General features: G+C 54.8%; 21 protein-coding genes, 1 tRNA gene and 2 pseudogenes. 8 read left to right on the forward strand and 16 right to left on the reverse strand.

Translation table 11 applies throughout. The features are described 5' to 3' along the window. Window positions 1-136 precede the first annotated feature (136 nt). On the forward strand, window positions 137-397 hold the full coding sequence (locus QN377_RS21310; RefSeq protein WP_322213171.1) for a hypothetical protein: 261 nt from the start codon (window positions 137-139) through the stop codon (window positions 395-397). A gap of 891 nt (window positions 398-1,288) precedes the next feature. Here QN377_RS21310 and QN377_RS21315 read toward each other — a convergent pair. After that, complete coding sequence (locus QN377_RS21315; protein WP_095018799.1) at window positions 1,289-2,185, reverse strand: EcsC family protein; 897 nt, start codon at window positions 2,183-2,185, stop codon at window positions 1,289-1,291. Window positions 2,186-2,633: 448 nt separating this feature from the next. Between QN377_RS21315 and QN377_RS21320 the strand changes: the two genes are divergently transcribed. After that, entirely contained in the window at window positions 2,634-3,095 is a 462-nt protein-coding gene (locus QN377_RS21320) for a hypothetical protein (protein WP_095018797.1), read from the forward strand. Between the two features lie 83 nt (window positions 3,096-3,178). On the opposite strand, the gene QN377_RS22925 is transcribed toward QN377_RS21320, so the two are convergent. Then, window positions 3,179-3,460: a DUF4236 domain-containing protein gene (locus QN377_RS22925; protein ID WP_095018796.1), complete on the reverse strand. Its 282-nt coding sequence runs from the start codon at window positions 3,458-3,460 to the stop codon at window positions 3,179-3,181. Between the two features lie 514 nt (window positions 3,461-3,974). On the opposite strand from QN377_RS22925, the gene QN377_RS21325 reads away from it, so the two are divergent. Continuing rightward, window positions 3,975-4,250 (forward strand): hypothetical protein, encoded by a 276-nt coding sequence (locus QN377_RS21325; RefSeq protein ID WP_095018795.1) that lies wholly within the window; start codon window positions 3,975-3,977, stop codon window positions 4,248-4,250. Window positions 4,251-4,305: 55 nt separating this feature from the next. Here the strand turns inward: QN377_RS21325 and QN377_RS21330 are convergent, their stop codons facing one another. Next, entirely contained in the window at window positions 4,306-4,620 is a 315-nt protein-coding gene (locus tag QN377_RS21330; RefSeq protein ID WP_019827011.1) for a helix-turn-helix domain-containing protein, read from the reverse strand. Further along, window positions 4,617-4,961 carry a hypothetical protein gene (locus QN377_RS21335; protein ID WP_019827010.1) on the reverse strand — a complete coding sequence of 115 codons (345 nt, stop codon included), beginning with the start codon at window positions 4,959-4,961 and terminating at the stop codon, window positions 4,617-4,619. Before QN377_RS21335 ends, QN377_RS21330 begins: the two co-directional genes overlap by 4 nt. Window positions 4,962-5,149: 188 nt before the next feature. Here QN377_RS21335 and QN377_RS21340 point away from each other — a divergent pair, with 188 nt between their 5' ends. Beyond that, the gene (locus tag QN377_RS21340; protein ID WP_095018794.1) at window positions 5,150-5,395 is read left to right on the forward strand and encodes a hypothetical protein; all 246 of its coding nucleotides are present in this window, start codon (window positions 5,150-5,152) and stop codon (window positions 5,393-5,395) included. Here the strand turns inward: QN377_RS21340 and QN377_RS21345 are convergent. The 8 genes and pseudogenes from QN377_RS21345 to QN377_RS21380 form a co-directional block, all read right to left on the reverse strand. Further along, window positions 5,373-5,588 (reverse strand): DUF1983 domain-containing protein, encoded by a 216-nt coding sequence (locus QN377_RS21345; protein ID WP_130871701.1) that lies wholly within the window; start codon window positions 5,586-5,588, stop codon window positions 5,373-5,375. The genes QN377_RS21340 and QN377_RS21345 overlap by 23 nt on opposite strands. A gap of 34 nt (window positions 5,589-5,622) precedes the next feature. Then, on the reverse strand, window positions 5,623-6,366 hold the full coding sequence (locus QN377_RS21350; protein ID WP_095018793.1) for a C40 family peptidase: 744 nt from the start codon (window positions 6,364-6,366) through the stop codon (window positions 5,623-5,625). 320 nt (window positions 6,367-6,686) lie between these two features. Further along, window positions 6,687-7,103, reverse strand: coding sequence for a phage tail terminator-like protein (locus QN377_RS21355; protein ID WP_095018791.1), 417 nt, complete (start codon window positions 7,101-7,103; stop codon window positions 6,687-6,689). Beyond that, window positions 7,100-7,697, reverse strand: a pseudogene (locus tag QN377_RS21360) (hypothetical protein). Before QN377_RS21360 ends, QN377_RS21355 begins: the two are co-directional and overlap by 4 nt. Then, on the reverse strand, window positions 7,694-8,062 hold the full coding sequence (locus QN377_RS21365) for a hypothetical protein (RefSeq protein WP_095018790.1): 369 nt from the start codon (window positions 8,060-8,062) through the stop codon (window positions 7,694-7,696). Before QN377_RS21365 ends, QN377_RS21360 begins: the two are co-directional and overlap by 4 nt. A gap of 52 nt (window positions 8,063-8,114) precedes the next feature. Continuing rightward, the gene (locus tag QN377_RS21370) at window positions 8,115-8,438 is read right to left on the reverse strand and encodes a helix-turn-helix domain-containing protein (protein WP_095018789.1); all 324 of its coding nucleotides are present in this window, start codon (window positions 8,436-8,438) and stop codon (window positions 8,115-8,117) included. A gap of 95 nt (window positions 8,439-8,533) precedes the next feature. Next, window positions 8,534-8,899, reverse strand: a pseudogene (locus tag QN377_RS21375) (DnaT-like ssDNA-binding protein); the annotation flags it as partial. Window positions 8,900-9,061: 162 nt separating this feature from the next. Beyond that, window positions 9,062-9,138 (reverse strand) — tRNA-Val (locus tag QN377_RS21380). Window positions 9,139-9,322: 184 nt separating this feature from the next. Here QN377_RS21380 and QN377_RS21385 point away from each other — a divergent pair. Continuing rightward, on the forward strand, window positions 9,323-10,606 hold the full coding sequence (locus tag QN377_RS21385) for an NAD(P)/FAD-dependent oxidoreductase (protein ID WP_095002292.1): 1,284 nt from the start codon (window positions 9,323-9,325) through the stop codon (window positions 10,604-10,606). A gap of 117 nt (window positions 10,607-10,723) precedes the next feature. On the opposite strand, the gene QN377_RS21390 is transcribed toward QN377_RS21385, so the two are convergent. Next, window positions 10,724-11,401 carry a hypothetical protein gene (locus QN377_RS21390; protein ID WP_095018958.1) on the reverse strand — a complete coding sequence of 226 codons (678 nt, stop codon included), beginning with the start codon at window positions 11,399-11,401 and terminating at the stop codon, window positions 10,724-10,726. A 224-nt stretch (window positions 11,402-11,625) separates the two neighbouring features. Here QN377_RS21390 and QN377_RS21395 point away from each other — a divergent pair, with 224 nt between their 5' ends. Beyond that, entirely contained in the window at window positions 11,626-11,793 is a 168-nt protein-coding gene (locus QN377_RS21395) for a hypothetical protein (protein ID WP_170943736.1), read from the forward strand. 60 nt (window positions 11,794-11,853) lie between these two features. Here QN377_RS21395 and QN377_RS21400 read toward each other — a convergent pair whose 3' ends face one another. After that, window positions 11,854-12,609: a TerC family protein gene (locus QN377_RS21400; RefSeq protein ID WP_095002290.1), complete on the reverse strand. Its 756-nt coding sequence runs from the start codon at window positions 12,607-12,609 to the stop codon at window positions 11,854-11,856. A 30-nt stretch (window positions 12,610-12,639) separates the two neighbouring features. Further along, window positions 12,640-12,879 carry a hypothetical protein gene (locus tag QN377_RS21405; RefSeq protein ID WP_095002448.1) on the reverse strand — a complete coding sequence of 80 codons (240 nt, stop codon included), beginning with the start codon at window positions 12,877-12,879 and terminating at the stop codon, window positions 12,640-12,642. A gap of 135 nt (window positions 12,880-13,014) precedes the next feature. Between QN377_RS21405 and nhaR the strand changes: the two genes are divergently transcribed. Beyond that, entirely contained in the window at window positions 13,015-13,914 is a 900-nt protein-coding gene (nhaR, locus tag QN377_RS21410; protein WP_095002289.1) for a transcriptional activator NhaR, read from the forward strand. On the opposite strand, the gene QN377_RS21415 is transcribed toward nhaR, so the two are convergent. Next, entirely contained in the window at window positions 13,901-15,064 is a 1,164-nt protein-coding gene (locus QN377_RS21415) for an MFS transporter (protein ID WP_095018959.1), read from the reverse strand. The genes nhaR and QN377_RS21415 overlap by 14 nt on opposite strands. A gap of 281 nt (window positions 15,065-15,345) precedes the next feature. Here QN377_RS21415 and sstT point away from each other — a divergent pair, with 281 nt between their 5' ends. Next, the gene (gene sstT, locus QN377_RS21420) at window positions 15,346-16,578 is read left to right on the forward strand and encodes a serine/threonine transporter SstT (protein WP_095018960.1); all 1,233 of its coding nucleotides are present in this window, start codon (window positions 15,346-15,348) and stop codon (window positions 16,576-16,578) included. Window positions 16,579-16,697 lie beyond the last annotated feature (119 nt).

A 16,697-nucleotide genomic window follows, 5' to 3' on the forward strand; every position in this document is an offset into this window, starting at 1 on the left:
ATCAGCTGTCACCGGTAGAGTTTGAAAAGCGTTACGCAGCGAGCCTTGAGAGTGTCTAGAAAACCCGGGGCGATTCAACCTGAACACCCCGGAACAACGCAGCGCGGCGCTCAAACAGATCCCGCCCGACCTTTGGGTGAGTGCCGCATCGCCCATGGTCACCGTGCAACTGGCTACAGGGCAGTCTTATCAGGTCAGCGTTGAACAGCTGGAAACCGGTTTTGATCCGAGGAAAATCTTCCACGCGGGCTTCAAGGGAACGCCCTTGGGCAAAGGGGATATGGATGACTTCACCGTAACCTTTCCGGATATTTTCGTGAACGGTGAGAAAGTCCCGATGGCACCTGTCCACTTCAAGAAGCGCGAAGAACGCTACGCACCGGTATTCAACTGCTGAATAACAAATCAAGTAGCGACTCGCTCGCTTTGGGCAAGCAAAGGCCTATGACCACATTCCGGCGAATGAGCGGCCAACCTTTCATGAGATTCGAGCGTTGGGTGCCTGGCTATATGAGCAACAGGGATTTGCTCAGGATGACATTCAGGGTTTGATGGGGCATGCCGATCTGAAACTGCTGCGCGTTGGTGGTTTGCCCAATGATTGGCCAAACGAGAACAACAAAAAAGGGCCCACCTTTCGGTGAGCCCTTCTAGACCGCCCAGCAGAGCGGATTTTGTTTGGTAGGCGCGATTGGACTCGAACCAACGACCCCCACCATGTCAAGGTTGACTGATGACCTTTCGTAAGCTATTGAAATGTATAGGGTTTACATGTGATTCAGATTGCGTAAAACCGAGACAACTACCCTATAAGAATCAATAACTTAGCACTGTATTTTGCTACAGGTTTAGTGCATTCCCTATGATGACATGTAGTCTATGTTGAGACGCGTCCTTGTGATCTCACTCTGTCTTTAGTGCGAGCAGTCTCGGCATTGCTTTTCAGCGACTAAGATCCAGTAAGTACGAAACTTCTGCAGTGTTCTGCCGAACGAACGTTCATATTTATTACAACGGATCTGCAAACAAGTGAAAAGTCCTTTAAAACCGTGGTTTGGAGCCTCCTTGGCGCTGAAATAATCAGTGATTTTCAACAGCCTACTGCCCGCTTTCTATCTGTGTTTTATCTTGGGCTCTGGCCATAAACCCACCCTCCCTGCAGCTCTCTATTGACAGTAAAACTGCATAGCATTACGCCTATCTAAGCGCATCGCATACCATGCCGGGGATGGGCTCAAACCCATAATTTGCTGATTGCACACCCGGCGATCGACGAAAATTTGAGCTTTCACACCGTTTGCGAAGCTTCTTCGTAATGCGGATCATAGTCGGCCGCAGGTTTTACGGTAACCTCAATTACTTCAGGACCATACTTATGGGCTAAGAAGCGCTCCCGATAAAGGTAGAAGGCTGCGTCGCAGACTTTCATGGTGAAGTAAGCGTTGAAGCCTCCCCCCACAATCGCACCCACCGCAGGAATGGTTTGTGCGAGCTTTGCTTTAGTAAGGCGTATGCCTAAAGATTTAGCAATTTCTTGGATAATCTTTACGAAAACACTTTTTTCCAGCTCCTGCCAAGTTGCCTTCTTTGCAACATCTTGAGAAATTTTGATCAGTTGAGCCATTGCGAGGGCTTTGGAGCTATCGCTTGGGGAGGATGCGAGGCCTAATACGTTGAAAGCGAACAGCCGCTCCTCCTGACGCGAGGTATCAAAACCGTAATACGCAGCATACTCGCCTATAGCACGAAGATTGAGTGTTATTAGCGTAGGGATATCGACCGCCAAGCCAGCTATGCCAACAGCTCCTGCCCCGGCCCCCTCGACTAAAGCAATACCTTTATATTTAGCACCCAAGAAGCCAACGACTTTATCGATTTGCGCCAGATCCAAGTCGTGAATATCCATATGAGTTTTGATTGTACTGTGCCCGTCGCCGCGAAACTCTTCAAAAATAGCTTCTGGCCTTACACTCCATTGAGCCGCGTCGTGGCATACACTCGTTAGGCCCTCGATTGCGCTTTGAATAGTGGAGCCAACTACAGGCGTCTTGAACAGAAGGTCACCCGCTTTGTCGAGCGGTTGGTTTATCACCTTTAATGCTTGGCCGAACCAGCCGATGTCCGGCGCCTTCCAGCTGTGAATCTCTTTAAGAGCGTGTTGCTCGTATTTGCTCAGTTTCGGCATGCTGGGTCCTTGAGTTTCGAATCAGTAGGCAATATCAAAACGCCATTATGCCCTGATAAATAAAATTTTTGTTGCAGCTTTCAGGTGGTCGATTTGTGCGATGTCATGTGGATCGACACAGGATGCTGGCAGTCGACGTGAATGCTAGGAAGGTTACGCGTGATTAGCCGCACAGTTTTGAACTCCGACCCAACCATTCCAGAATCCCGGACGATTGTAATCACGCCACTCTCACCCGCGGGCTTTGACTGGAAAGCATAAAGCTCATCCGATGGAACCGGCTTTGCCTGGCTGACCGGGATGGGTGAAGACGTACACCCCGCCAGCAACGCTACTGCCAACGCACCTATCAAAATTCGCATGTCGTTCCCTCTATTGATTTGGCGGGACTTTAGCATCAGCAACGCGGTCATGGCAGAATGCCCCGCCAACAATAACGGAGCCTGTGATGAGACCCTTCGCCATAGCTGCACTAATGCTTCTGCTCACAGGATGCGTATCAAAGGTCGTTGAGTACACTCCGGCCAAGATCAGCCCAGAACAGGCACGTTCGGTAATCGAGCAGGTGCTTATGGAACAACCTCTCAAGACCAGGCCGGAGCAGGTCGTGTTTACTGATGAGTACATTGGCTATGGCAGCGGCATACTTTCGACCACCAGCGGCTTTGCCAGTGCAGTCCCTCTCGGTGGCGGAGCGATAGCAGCAGGCAGCTCACGAACATCCTCAAAAGCCGTTCAGACTCGTATTTACTACAACTCCATCGGTAGTGTGGCCCTCTACTCGAAACGCGGCCGATGGGTTGTGCAGACCCGGAGCACTGGCGGGAACGTCATGAACAGCTCTCTTGTAGATACGCAGAAGAAAGCTGAACGGTTTGTGGATGCAATGGTGTCTCTCAAACGCGGGTAATAACAATCAAACACAATAAGCCCAGCATTTAGCTGGGCTTTCTCATTTCAGGGCACCGAAAACATTAGGGCTGCGCGTGGACCTCAGCTGAATATCCACCAAAGAACTGCTGCGATAATTAGCAAGGTGGCCACATGCGCCCACGCCGGTGTAGGTGGCGTAGGGGTAGCCTCTCTCTTTCCGACCCCGTAGAACTTCGACGAAGATATTCCAGTGCCAGGAATTCCGGTCGTGACCCGCGTACCGCGTTTACTTAGGTTTACTGTGGCACCTTTCACGCCTAGTGACGTACTCACACCACTTTTGCTGATGTTGATCCGAACACCAGGAGCAATTTTGATGCTCTTCCTGATTCCGAGGGCCATGACTCAGTTCCTTTGAAAAAAAGCAACTTTAGCACCAAAATGCCACCACCAAGAATAACGCTCTGTCGGAACCTGAATGGGCATCCAGCATGGATGAAATGCCAATACCTAAATACTCGCCACAGTAGTAGCGTTGTGCCCTATAACCAAGTCTGAGGAAGTCCAATTGAAGGCGCTTAATAAAGCTCTACAGTTATTTCGAAACGAACGTAAGCGGCCCTGGTCGGAGCTCAATAGTTGGGCGCTTGCCCTAATTGGTGGACCAAGTTTTCTGGCCGGCAGTTACTACTTATGGGTAGCCAAAGACGTTGCTCCAGAACTCATACACGCTACAAACCAAGTAGGTATAACAGCATTGGGAGTCGCTGCGTACAGTGCCGTTGGGCTGATGCTTTTTACTGGCTGGCACTTTTTGACAATCGCCAAGCGCTGCTCCGAAGTGCTTCGCCAGCGCCATTACAGGTAGCCCAAGCCTGGGCTGCCGGGCGTTTTTTTACTGGCTAGGATGCAGATAATGCAACTTGAATTCACGAAACTGAGGCTAGCGCTTGCAGATCCAGCCGATGGTCCTTACGCACTGGTAGAAAAACGTAACCTACTAATCAATGCGCTTAAAAACTGGCCGAATGAGTGCTATCCGATTGCAGACTTGCTGCTGCCTCATGGAAAACCGGTCAGTCAAGAATCGCGCAGGGTGATTGATGGTCTGATCTCCATATTGGAGATCCAGCCAATTCGCCCCGATGAAATATTAGATCTAGTAGGCGGCTTGCGGCTCGTTTGCTGGTAAGGCACCAGATGCAACAAGCCCAGCGCGAGGGCCGGGCTTTCATATACAGGTCAGCTTAAACAGCGTTGAGGCGATCAACCATATCAGGGAAGCGCTGGACCAACTTGATCAGTAGTGCTGCCTGGGCATTCGGCTTTGACTTCGACTGCTCCCAATTTTTCAGTGTGTCCGGGCTGGTTCTGATCTGCCGGGCAAACACTGGCTGGGACATGTGCAATTTTTCACGCAGAGAAACGATCTCGGCAGCAGTCACCTCGGGGGCCGGCATCGCCTCCACTTCGTACTGGCGAAGGGTGATCTTCCCTTCGCGATGTTCGCCCATCTCGTTCACGCCTTGCATCAGCTCGGCAAACAGATCGCGCTTTTTCATTTCCCACCTCGTTGTTTCAATTCTGCACCAATGGCCGCCTTCAGCGCTTTCTCCTGATCAGCGGTCAGGTTTTCAAGCTCATCCTTGTCGTAAATTGCGAACATCCAGAACTGACCATCATCCAGCAGCCAGTAATAGATGACCCGCAACCCGCCACGCTTGCCCTTTCCTCTGCGGGCGTCTTGCCAGCGTAGCTTTCGGAATCCACCCGTGCGCGGCATTACATCGCCTGCGGCCGGGTTCGCCTGCATCTCTACCTGAAGCTGCCGGTATTCATCGTCAGTCAGGTAATCACCTACCGTGGCGGTGAAGCTTGTGGTTTCAAAGAAGACTGTTTTCATTGGCGTAAAGTGTACGCAGATTGCCTATAGATTAGCAAATGGTTGCAGCATGTACGAATCCTCAGTAACACCCCGTTGCCTGTAGTAGTAGCCTCCAGCACTTACGCAACAGAATTCCCCAGTCTTTTGCCTGCAAGCCCACGGACTGGGGTTGCGCTAATTTCGGCGCGGATTACCAAGGAGGCAAAATGGAACAAAGCGAACTGAGTCAGAAACTGATCGACGCCGTCAACGCGCATGGCTCAGACCTACAAAATCTCAATTGCGTAATTTCCGGACTTGTTCATCAATTGTCCGCTTCTCAAGGAAAAGAAGGCCTCGAGACTGCAAGAGTCTTTGCATTGCGCGTGGCGGAGGCGATGCCCAAGAACAGTCCTGTTCGTCCGAACCCCAAGAGGATCTCGGAATTTTTCAGCGATCACCCAAAGGACTAAACCCTAATTTGCTCTCAATCCGTGCAAGTCGACGCTCCAACAGGTCAGCTTTCTCTGTTGCCAGAAATTGCTCAACACTCTTGATCGAAAATCTATCAGCTGAAATCAAAAGCTGACTGGTTTCAATTCCAGTACCAATACCGGTAACCACAAGCGCTCCAGTACTCGTCATTTGAGTTTTAAGTTGGTGCATGTTGATCTCCTGCGGGTAAGCCTCGTCATTTTAGTTATTTTGCATCTGTGTGCCTGAGGATCAGCTGCGTCCGATCCAGCCAAGGGCCGCCATAAACGATCACCTCTGACGGCCTGCCGTACAGGTGATGCAACAAAAACGGCCCCGGCCCGAACACCCCTGATTCTTCTCCAGGCAGCTCCGGATCATCACCGAGATAAATCCCAGCATGATTCGGGTGAACCGTTCGCCCAATCGCCATAACGATCAGGTCACCACGCCGTGGCTGGTCGCCCCGCACAAAACCTGCCTCCTCGTAATTGGCTTCGTACAAACTGGTGTTGCCAGCACTCTCCCACCAGCCGTCCTCCCGTCTAAAAGCTTCAAACTCCAGCCCCCACTCGCGCTTGTACCAATCCGCACAGACCTGCCAGCAATCCCACGCGCCGTGAACAAACGGACGCTTAAGCAGCGGCGTGTTTCCGGTCGGTGTAATAGTGCGCAAGTCGCCTTCAGGCCAACTCAGGATGTGCCATGGCAACGCCGTAGCCTCGCACATCGCCAGATCATGCGGAGACGGCCGGCTGGTGGCATCCGGGTGTGAGTGAACAATGCCGATCACCTCGCCCAGGTCTTCCGCTGCTGCGTAGTCTTCTGGATCGAGACGAAACTCTTCATTCGGCTCGCTGGCAATGTTCCGGCACGGGAAGTACTGCTGCTTGCGCCCGATGGCCAGCAGCAGCCCGCAGCACTCTTTCGGGTATGGGCGTATTAGGATGAAGTCAGTGGATTGGCAAATAGAGCCATCGACCGGATGACGGCTGGTTGATAGGATCGCGCGCCTTACTTAATGCCACTCCGGGAATCAAACACATATGAATCGAGAGCAAGTTCGTAGCGCCATTTGGTTCGCGATAATCACCTCAGTGATTGCACTGCTGTCGGCCTACGCCCAAACCGATCCGAATAGTGCACAAGGTTGGTTGATCGAATCCAGGCTTCTAGCGTCCCTCTGGGTTGACTCTCTGCCCCTGGCGGCGATTCTTGTTCTGATACTGGCCGCGCCTTGGTATTTAGTGAAGTGGTTCAGAAGCCGCCGCGCCAAATCCTAAGTACTGATCAAGTCGTGTCGGCACGGTACTGAAACGACACAGGCAACGCACAGCCGGTGTCTTCTTGTTGCTCGGGACCAGGCTCGACCGGGGTCATCACCAGTACCGTGAAGTCACCCCGGGTTAATCGATCATTGAGGGCAAACAAAGCAGACAGGTCATCTGCCAACCCTTCGCCCGCACCGGAACCCATTCCGGCAGGTGTGACGATGGTGATTTGAAACAGACCGGTATAAACCCGATGCTCGCCAGCGAGGTCGTCGCTCCCCGTGTGAGCAGGTATCAAGAAAGCCCGCAGGTAGGTTTCGCCGTCAGCAGGCTTGAACACCACATTTTGATAGGCAATGCGCAGTACAGGCTTCTGCAGCTTTGCCCAAGCTGCCAGCCGGGCCTCAAACAGTGCGCGAACAATCTTATGGCTCATACCTGGTTCTTCCTGATGGCCTCTTCAACAATCTTTTGAAAGTTGCCCAGGGTGATCCGAACCATACCGCTCGGTGCCTGGGTTGAATGCCCGTACTCCAAGGGGATGGCATAAGGCAGTGAGTTGGTGATGTAAGCCGTCTCCCCTGCATTGAACTCCAGGGCACCATTGACGATACGTGCCATGGAACGGCTACCACCGGGGGGCTACCTGATCCACCGTGGAGGTGTCAGGTGATCCGACACTGAACATCCAGTTGCCGCGAAAGCGCCCGCCCACACAGCCCTGCGGCGCACGTATGCCCATGCCGTCATTGAGCTTTAAGCCGCGCTTGAGATAGCCACGTTTGTCGAAGTTTTGCGGATTGTGGCGCAGGTTTTCGTTGTGTTCCGCGACGGCCTGGCTGTACTCGCGACTGATCTTGTTAATCTTCCAGACATCAGGAGTGCCCACAGGTGACATCGTGATAACGCTGTTACCTATGTTGATGATGATGTCGCGCATCGTCATATCAATGGCATCTTTCGCTCGATCCGCGAAGGCCCGGATTTGAGCTGAGAAACTGCCGCTCTTGCCTGCGTAATGATTGCTCATGATCGCACCTGCAATTCATAGAGGATCGGTGTCCCGGCAGGGTTGATCTCTTTGAGCGGAGGAACGATTGACCAGGTGCGGCCTTGAATTGACATCTTGCTCAGCAGGTCAGGCACCCACTCAAGCCCCTGCGCAGCAATCTTGAGCTTCTTGTCGCCTTGCTTGATGAGGCTGTTGTTCTGGAATTCCTGGCCAGTGAAGTCGAGCAGGATGCCTTGGGCAGTTTGCTCAGTGATAATGTCAGGATCTGACGTTCCGGTTTCGGGATCGTACTCGCCGGGAAGGACATTACCGACAAGTATCGACTGGCCGAACTCGGTGATCATCTCCAGAGCCATCATGGCCATTTCGTCATAGAAAGTCATGGTGGCACCTGAGATAGAAAACCCCACTAGATAGCGGGGCTGGGTCAACGAATCAGCTGTAGGAAAGGTTAACCGTGCTGAATCCGCGGCTTTTTAGCTCTTCAAGTATCTGCTCAATAGACGAGTCGGAAAGTGATTCGCCGATTTCCTGCTTTTTCGCTTCTGCCTCAACTTCCTCGTCATCGACCTCAAACAGAGCTTTGTTCAACTCTTGCCAAGTGCCCATCGTAGGCTGAGATTCGCCTCGCTCGTAGCGTCCAGGCATAACATTGGATATGCCTGCAGCATCAGCCAACTCAGTCAATGTGAGCCCTGCATCCTTGCGCGCATTACGTAGAGCCGAGCGAAAGTTACTGCTTTTTGGATTAGGTAACATGCATCACTCCCTTTTTGAGAGGAGCATACTAAAGCACTCAAAGTAACTTCTACTAGTAACTTTTAGTACTGGCCACTACGAATGCCATCATCTGTTTATACCTTTACAGAAAACAATCCTCGTTGCAGCAAGTAGTCCGCAAACTGCGTCGCACTGGGCCGATCAGGCGCCGCAGGCAATAACCGCTTGCTGGTGTTCGGGATCGTTGCGTACTCGCGTGTCACGGCCCCCTCGACACGCTCCAATGTCACGGCCCCTTTGCGTTTGTCGATTGGGTCAATATCGTCGGCGTGAATTTCGGCCGCCAAGGCCATCTGCCCGTACTGGATACGCGCAGGCAAATAGTTGGCGGCTTTGTTCTCGCCATCCAGATGCACTTCCCGGCGTGGCCAGGACAAAGCCTGTTCGCTGCTGGTCTTGCGCCCCTTCCAGGTCATGCCATCCATCACCAAAGCCGCGCGACCAAACACTATCAGGACGGGCACACAGAGAAAGGTATCGAGTACCTGGAGGTGGGGGCTGATTTGGCGTTTTGAGGTGGGGGTTTTGCAAATCGCAGACAACAAAAAAGGGCCCACCTTTCGGTGAGCCCTTCTAGACCGCCCAGCAGAGCGGATTTTGTTTGGTAGGCGCGATTGGACTCGAACCAACGACCCCCACCATGTCAAGGTGGTGCTCTAACCAACTGAGCTACGTGCCTGCTGTGGGGTCGCATTCTATAGATTTGCGGAGGGGTGTCAACACCTTTTTTGCAGCTAACCCTATGAATAGTCGAATTTTTTATTTTTAACCTTAAAACACTCAGCCGCCAGTGGCTGGCGGGCGGTTTTCAACTCAGGTAGCATCGGCCTCACTCGTAAAAAATATAAAACAGAGGCTGCAGAATGTCGAACACCCCCTATCCCCAGTCCTACTATGCGGCTTCAGCCAATCCAGCCCCTGAGCGCCCTGCCCTGCAGGGCGAGGTGGAAACGGATGTGTGTGTTATCGGCGCCGGCTATACCGGGCTGTCGAGTGCGCTTTTTTTGCTGGAGGCCGGTTTCAAGGTCACGGTCCTGGAAGCAGCGAAGGTGGGGTTCGGTGCTTCCGGACGCAATGGCGGCCAGATCGTTAACAGTTACAGCCGCGATATCGATGTCATCGAACGCACTGTCGGCGCCAAGCAGGCTCAGTTGCTGGGGCAGATGGCCTTTGAAGGCGGCAAGATCATTCGTGAGCGTGTGGCCAAGTATCAGATCCAGTGCGATTTGAAAGACGGCGGCGTGTTTGCCGCCATCACCGCCAAGCAGATGGGCCATCTGGAAGCGCAGAAAAAACTCTGGGAGCGTTTTGGCAATACGTCACTGGAGCTGCTGGATCAGCGCCGGATTCGTGAAGTGGTTGCCTGTGATCAGTATCAGGGCGGGCTGCTGGATATGAGCGGCGGGCATATTCATCCGCTCAATCTGGCGTTGGGTGAGGCCGCGGCTGTCGAGTCTTTGGGCGGCACCATTTATGAGCAGTCTCCCGCTGTTCGCATTGAACGCGGCGCCAATCCTGTGGTGCATACCCCCCAGGGCAAGGTGCGAGCCAAGTTCATTATCGTCGCAGGCAATGCCTATCTGGGCAATCTGGTACCGGAGCTGGCTTCCAAGTCCATGCCCTGCGGTACACAGGTAATCACCACCGAGCCCCTGGGTGATGAGCTGGCCAAGACTCTGTTGCCACAGGACTATTGCGTTGAGGACTGTAACTACTTGCTCGACTACTATCGCCTGTCCGGTGACAAGCGTCTGATTTTCGGGGGCGGCGTGGTGTATGGCGCACGGGACCCTGCCAATATCGAGGCGATTATCCGGCCGAAAATGCTCAAGGCTTTCCCGCAGCTCAAGGATGTGAAAATTGACTATGCATGGACGGGCAATTTCCTGCTGACGCTATCACGCCTCCCTCAGGTCGGCCGTATCGGTGACAACATCTATTACTCCCAAGGTTGCAGCGGCCATGGCGTGACCTATACCCATTTGGCAGGCAAGGTACTGGCCGAAGCCCTGCGCGGCCAGGCAGAGCGCTTTGATGCGTTTGCCGACCTGCCCCACTACCCTTTCCCCGGCGGACAGCTGTTGCGTACACCGCTGACCGCTTTGGGTGCCTGGTACTACAGCTTGCGGGACAAATTCGGCTTTTAACTCTTGTGGTGGCTATGTGGGAGCGGGCTTGCTCGCGATGGCATCACTGCGTTGTGCCAGTCACACCGCGTCGCTTGCATCGCAGGCAAGCCAGCTCCCACAGGGTGATGCCAACGCTTACTTTTGGGACTCCAGAGTCTTGATCGCTGTAGCCCCGGCCTGTTCCTGGCCCGAGCGTGACAGCTCATTGGCCACTTTCAGCCAGCGGGCCTTGTCGACGTTGGCCGGTAGCTGGGTCGGAGACAAAATCAGCACGGCCCAGCCTCCGGCATCCTTCCACGCCGACTCGAATGTGCTGAAGTCCATCAACCGGCGGCGCTCCATGCCGGCACGCAGCAACACCGTGCCTTTGGCGCGGTTGTAACCCACCAGCATCGCGTAACGCGGCTCGGACCACAGGGTGCCGTCGCTAAATCGCAGCATCACCGGGTAGCCGGCTGCCACTTGAGTCAGCAACGCAGACAGGGATTTGTCCAGCGGGTACACCATCAGCCCGTAACCCGCCGCAAGCTGCTCGATATTAGATTGCAATGAGGCCTCGGCACCCGGTAACTGCAGCGGTTTGACCAAAAGTCCGGGGGTGATGCGGACTCTTTGCTCACTTAGCATGCCCGCCAATATTTGCGGGGCACCCTGGTTGGCATTGCCGCGGAAAAACGGCACGCCATTGAGCTCTACCCGTTCTGGCAAGCGTCGAAACTCAGGGGGTTCGACACTGGCGCAGCCCACCATCGCTAACGCAAACACCCCCATCAGCCACAGCCGCGCCGATTTTGCCCCTGTCACTGCCCGCATATTGCCTCGCCCTTAATAAACGCCAGACCTCAAAGTCCGCCATGACCGTCAATCATAGGGCGCCAATAATGCGAGGTATAGCCTTAAGCCACAGCCCAATGGCTGATATAGAGCGAATCGATTAGCTCTACACGACCTTCGGTCAATAGACTGCAACATCGCACAGGCTAGACTGTCATCTGCTTAGCGTGTGTTTGAGCCCGTAGGGGGCAAAGGAGGCACTGATGAGCCCGATACTCACTATTTTTCTGCTGATTGCCGGTTGGCTGGCCGTTGCTGGCGCCATGCTCTGGGGCCTGATGCGTATTAGCCGCCATCATCACCCGCAGGTGCAGGCAAAACCGCAAGATGTCCCTGAAAAACCGGTAGCTGGCGCAGCAAGCGCACATTGAACCCACAAAAAAGCCGTCCACCCCAAAGAGAGTGGACGGCTTTTTAGCATCAACCTGCGTTTACTTGATCAGCGCAGCCTGACGCCTTTCCCGGATCTGACGCGCCACAATGTTGAGTGTTTCAACCGTGGCCGAGAACGCCATCGCTGCATACACGTAACCTTTCGGCACATGGGCACCGAACCCTTCAGCGATCAGGGTCATGCCGATCATGATCAGGAAGGCCAGGGCCAGCATCACCACGGTCGGGTTGTCGTTGATGAACTTGGCCAGAGGCTCCGAAGCCAGCAACATCACCATCACCGCCACCACCACTGCAATCACCATGATCGGCAAGTGCTCGGTCATGCCCACCGCCGTAATGATGCTGTCGATGGAAAACACCAGGTCAAGCATGAGGATCTGGCCGATGGCAGCGGCAAAGCCCAAGGTGACTTTCGACGACACACTGTCGGCTTTTTCTTCCACTTGCGGGGTCATGCTGTGGTGGATTTCGCTGGTGGCCTTCCACACCAGAAACAGACCACCGGCAATCAGGATCATGTCCTTCCACGAGAAGGCCTTACCCAGCACTTCAAATACCGGCGTGGTCAGTTGCACGATGTAGGCAATGGTACCCAGCAAGCCCAGACGCAGGATCAGTGCCATGCCGATACCAATACGGCGTGCCTTGGTGCGGTATTGCTCAGGCAGTTTGTTGGTCAAAATCGAGATAAAGATCAGGTTATCGATACCCAGCACGATTTCCATCACGATCAACGTGGCTAAAGCGACCCAGGCTGCGGGGCTGGCAGCCAGTTGTAAAAGATATTCCATAGGTGTGTTCGGACTCTGCAGTAAGACCAGTTAAATAGCTTTAGATGAATCTTGCTTTTCTTGCTCAGGCTTTTCTTTTTCAATCAGCCCACCGGTGGCTTCGCTGAGCGCTTGCTCCGCAGCCTTGTGAGTGTCATCAATTGCCTGTTTAGCGGATTCAGCGGTTTTGCTCAGCACCTGTTGCGCGGCTTTTTCAGCCTGGTCGCAACCCGCAATCGCCAGCAAACCTGCCGATAACAGTACGGCTACTGCTGCTTTTTTCATGTTCATGGTCATTTCCCTCTCTAAACCGGCGGCCACCAAAGTGGCTTGCGCATAACGCGGGATTCTAGAGAATCCAACACTTCAGGAAAATTCGTATTTTTAAACGCTATACTTCGGTTTTTACGAAGTGTTGCGACGCTGATGCTTAATTACCGCCAATTGCATTACTTCTGGGTCGTGGCCAAGACCGGCAGCATTGTTCGCGCTTGCGAGCAACTGAACCTCACGCCGCAGACGATCAGCGGGCAAATCAGCCTGCTCGAAGATACCTATGGCCTGCCGTTGTTTCGCCGGGTCGGACGCCAACTGGAGCTGACCGAGACCGGACGCCAGGTGCTGCCTTATGCCGAGCAGATCTTTCAGGTCGGCAGTGAACTGGAAAGCATGCTGCGCATGGCGCCCAAGGAACAACAGATCTTGTTTCGAGTGGGTGTGGCCGACGTGGTGCCCAAGTCGATTGTGTACCGCCTGATTGCTCCGACCATGGAGCTGGATAAACCGATTCGCATCACCTGTCGCGAAGACAAGCTTGACCGGCTACTCGCGGACCTCGCTATTCAGCGTCTTGATTTGGTAATTTCCGACAGCCCTATGCCTTCGCACCTGGATATCAAGGGATTCAGTCAAAAACTGGGCGAGTGCGGCATCAGTTTTTTTGCTACTGCGACGCTGGCCCAAGACTATGCCGAAAACTTTCCGCATTGCCTGCAAGGCGCGCCGCTACTGATCCCCGGGCCCGAAACCATGCTGCGCAGCCGCTTGTTGCGCTGGCTGGCCGAGCAGCAGATCCAGCCGCGAATCGTGGGGGAATTTGATGACAGCGCGCTGATGCAGGCTTTCGGTCAGTCGGGGATCGGCGTCTTTATCGCACCCAGCGTGATTGCCCAGGAAGTGATGCGTCAGTTTGATGTCGAACTGATCGGCCACACCGAGGCGGTCACCGAATCCTTCTACGCCATTACCGTGGAGCGCAAGATCCGCCACCCCGGCATCGTTGCGATTACCGAGGGGGCACGCCGCGAGTTGTTTACCCCGCGCTAGCACACACTGGCGGCGCCTTGGCAGTCATCAGCACCAGCGCCAGCAGAATCGATACCAGGATAAACCCGGCGGCAGCAAACCCCAGGTTATCCAGGCCATAGCTATCGATTACCCGCCCCCCCACCATCGCACCCAGGCCGATCCCCAGATTGGCCCCGGCAATGTTCAGCGACGCGGCAAATGCCGGGGCATGGGGGGCAACTTTCATCAGCCGCACATGGCTGACCAGAAACATGGCCGCCTGGGTCACCCCCCAAATGCCCATGGCCGCCGCCAGGCCCAGGGTTGAGTGAATGCTCGGCACCAGCGCCACCAGGCCGCCGATCATAAAGGCACAAAACACCATCGAGGCGATCAGCGGATGGCGATCCACCATGCGCCCGCCCAACGAGTTGCCGATCAGGCCTACGGCGCCAAAGCCCATCAGGCACCACCCCACCAGCGTGCCGTCAAAGCCTGCCAGGCGCTCAAGAATATCGGCCAGATAGGTGTAGGCCGTAAACATGCCGCTGAACACCAGAACGGACAACACGATATGGCCAATCATCAATGGGCTGCGCAGCAGGGCAAACTGCGAACTCAGAGTGACGCTTTCTTTCACTGCCCGGGTGACAGGTAAATAGATCCACAGCAACAGCGCCTTGGCCAGGGCGACCACCGCCAGAATACCGAAGGCACTGCGCCAGCCCCAAGCATCCGAGATCAGGGTGCCTACAGGAATGCCAAATACCGTCGCACAAACGATGCCGAACCCGATTTTGGCAATCGCCCGCCCGGCGTAATCCGGGCCTACGATATCCACCGCCGTTTCGCTAGCCAGAGCCCAAAACACCGGCAACCCCAATGCCGGCAGCAGCCGCGCAAAAGCCATCACCCAAATGTTCGGCGCTAGCGCCGCCACGGTGTTGGCGAAGGCGAACATCAGCAAAATCGAGATAAACAGGCGCTTGCGCTGAAAACGCGCAAAGTAGGCGGTCAAAAACGGCCCGAGGGCAGCGACCGTAAAGGCGAACAAAGTCACCAGTAAACCGGCCTGGGGCACGCTGACCTCCAAGTCGCGGGCTATTGAAGGCAGCAGGCCGACGATGACAAATTCGGTGGTGAGCACGGTAAAACCGGCCGCAGACAGCAGCAGGATGGGCAACAGCATGAATAACTCCAGAGACAACGAGGCCAGCGAAAGCCCGAAAGGCCCGCTGATTTGAAGAAAAGTGGGGGATGAGCAATGGTAACAGAATGCTTCACCTTGAAGCGATGTAACCCGAAACAAGTTCAACCACGGATGTGGCAGATTGCCCCTGCGTAGGAAAGCACCTACACGTCTATGATAAAGTTCGTATCCCGCCGACTTGCGTCGATCAGCCTGCCCGTTTGCCGCCGATCGCCCCACAGTTTTTCAATGCGCTACCCAGAACAACTAGAGAAACCTTTATGACTGACGCTCCACCTACCCTGCTGCAAAAGCTCATGCGCACCAGCCTGGTAACCCAGATTGTGATCGGTCTGATTGCAGGTATTTTGCTGGCATGGCTTGCGCCCTCGGCAGCGCTTTCGGTGGCCTTTATCGGCAAGGTGTTCGTCAGCGCCTTGAAAGCCGTTGCGCCGATTCTCGTGTTTGTACTGGTCATGGCCTCGATTGCCAACCACAAGCACGGCCAGGAAACCCATATCCGCCCGATTCTGGTTCTGTACCTGTTCGGCACCTTTGCTGCTGCTGTGGTGGCCGTTATCGCCAGCATGCTGTTCCCGTCGAATCTGGTACTGGCCACCGAGAACATCGCCATTACCGCCCCCGGGGGTATCAGCGAGGTACTGCAAAGCCTGATGTTGAGTGTGGTCGACAACCCGGTCAGCGCACTGATGAATGCCAACTTTATCGGCATCCTGGCGTGGGCCATCGGCATGGGCATTGCCATTCGTCATGCCGGCGACACTACCCGCACCGTACTCAATGACCTGTCCAACGGTGTCACCCTGATCGTGCGCGTAGTTATCCGCTTTGCACCGCTGGGCATTTTCGGCCTGGTGGCTGCCACCCTCGCCTCTTCGGGCTTCGGTGCCCTGCTGGGTTATCTGCACCTGCTCACAGTGTTGATTGGCTGCATGCTGTTTGTGGCGCTGGTGGTCAATCCGCTGATTGTGTTCTGGAAGTTGCGTCGCAACCCGTATCCGCTGGTATTTCTGTGCCTGCGCGAAAGCGGGATTACCGCGTTTTTCACCCGCAGTTCGGCGGCCAACATTCCGGTGAACATGGCGTTGAGCGAGCGTCTGGGCCTGCATGAAGACACCTACTCGGTGTCCATCCCGCTGGGGGCCACCATCAATATGGCGGGCGCGGCGATTACCATCACCGTGTTGAGCCTGGCTGCCGTGCATACACTGGGGATTGCGGTCGATATTCCGACTGCTATTTTGCTGAGTGTGGTTGCAGCCATTTGCGCCTGCGGCGCATCGGGTGTGGCGGGCGGTTCGCTGCTGTTGATTCCGCTGGCGTGCAGCCTGTTCGGCATCCCGAGCGAGATTGCCATGCAGGTGGTGGCCGTGGGCTTCATTATCGGCATCCTGCAGGACTCGGCGGAAACCGCGCTCAACTCCTCCACCGACGTACTCTTTACTGCGGCGGCCTGTATGGCCCAGGAAGACAAGCCGCTGCAACAGGGCTGAGGCCATGTGGGCGGGCAAGCCTGCGATGCTTACAACTCGGTATGTCTAAATAACCGGGGCGCTGCCATCGCGAGCAAGCCCGCTCCCACAGTGGATCAGGCCAGCACCTGACGTTGAGG

This window comes from Pseudomonas sp. CCC4.1, assembly GCF_035019225.1.
GTDB classification, from domain to species: domain Bacteria; phylum Pseudomonadota; class Gammaproteobacteria; order Pseudomonadales; family Pseudomonadaceae; genus Aquipseudomonas; species Aquipseudomonas bubulae.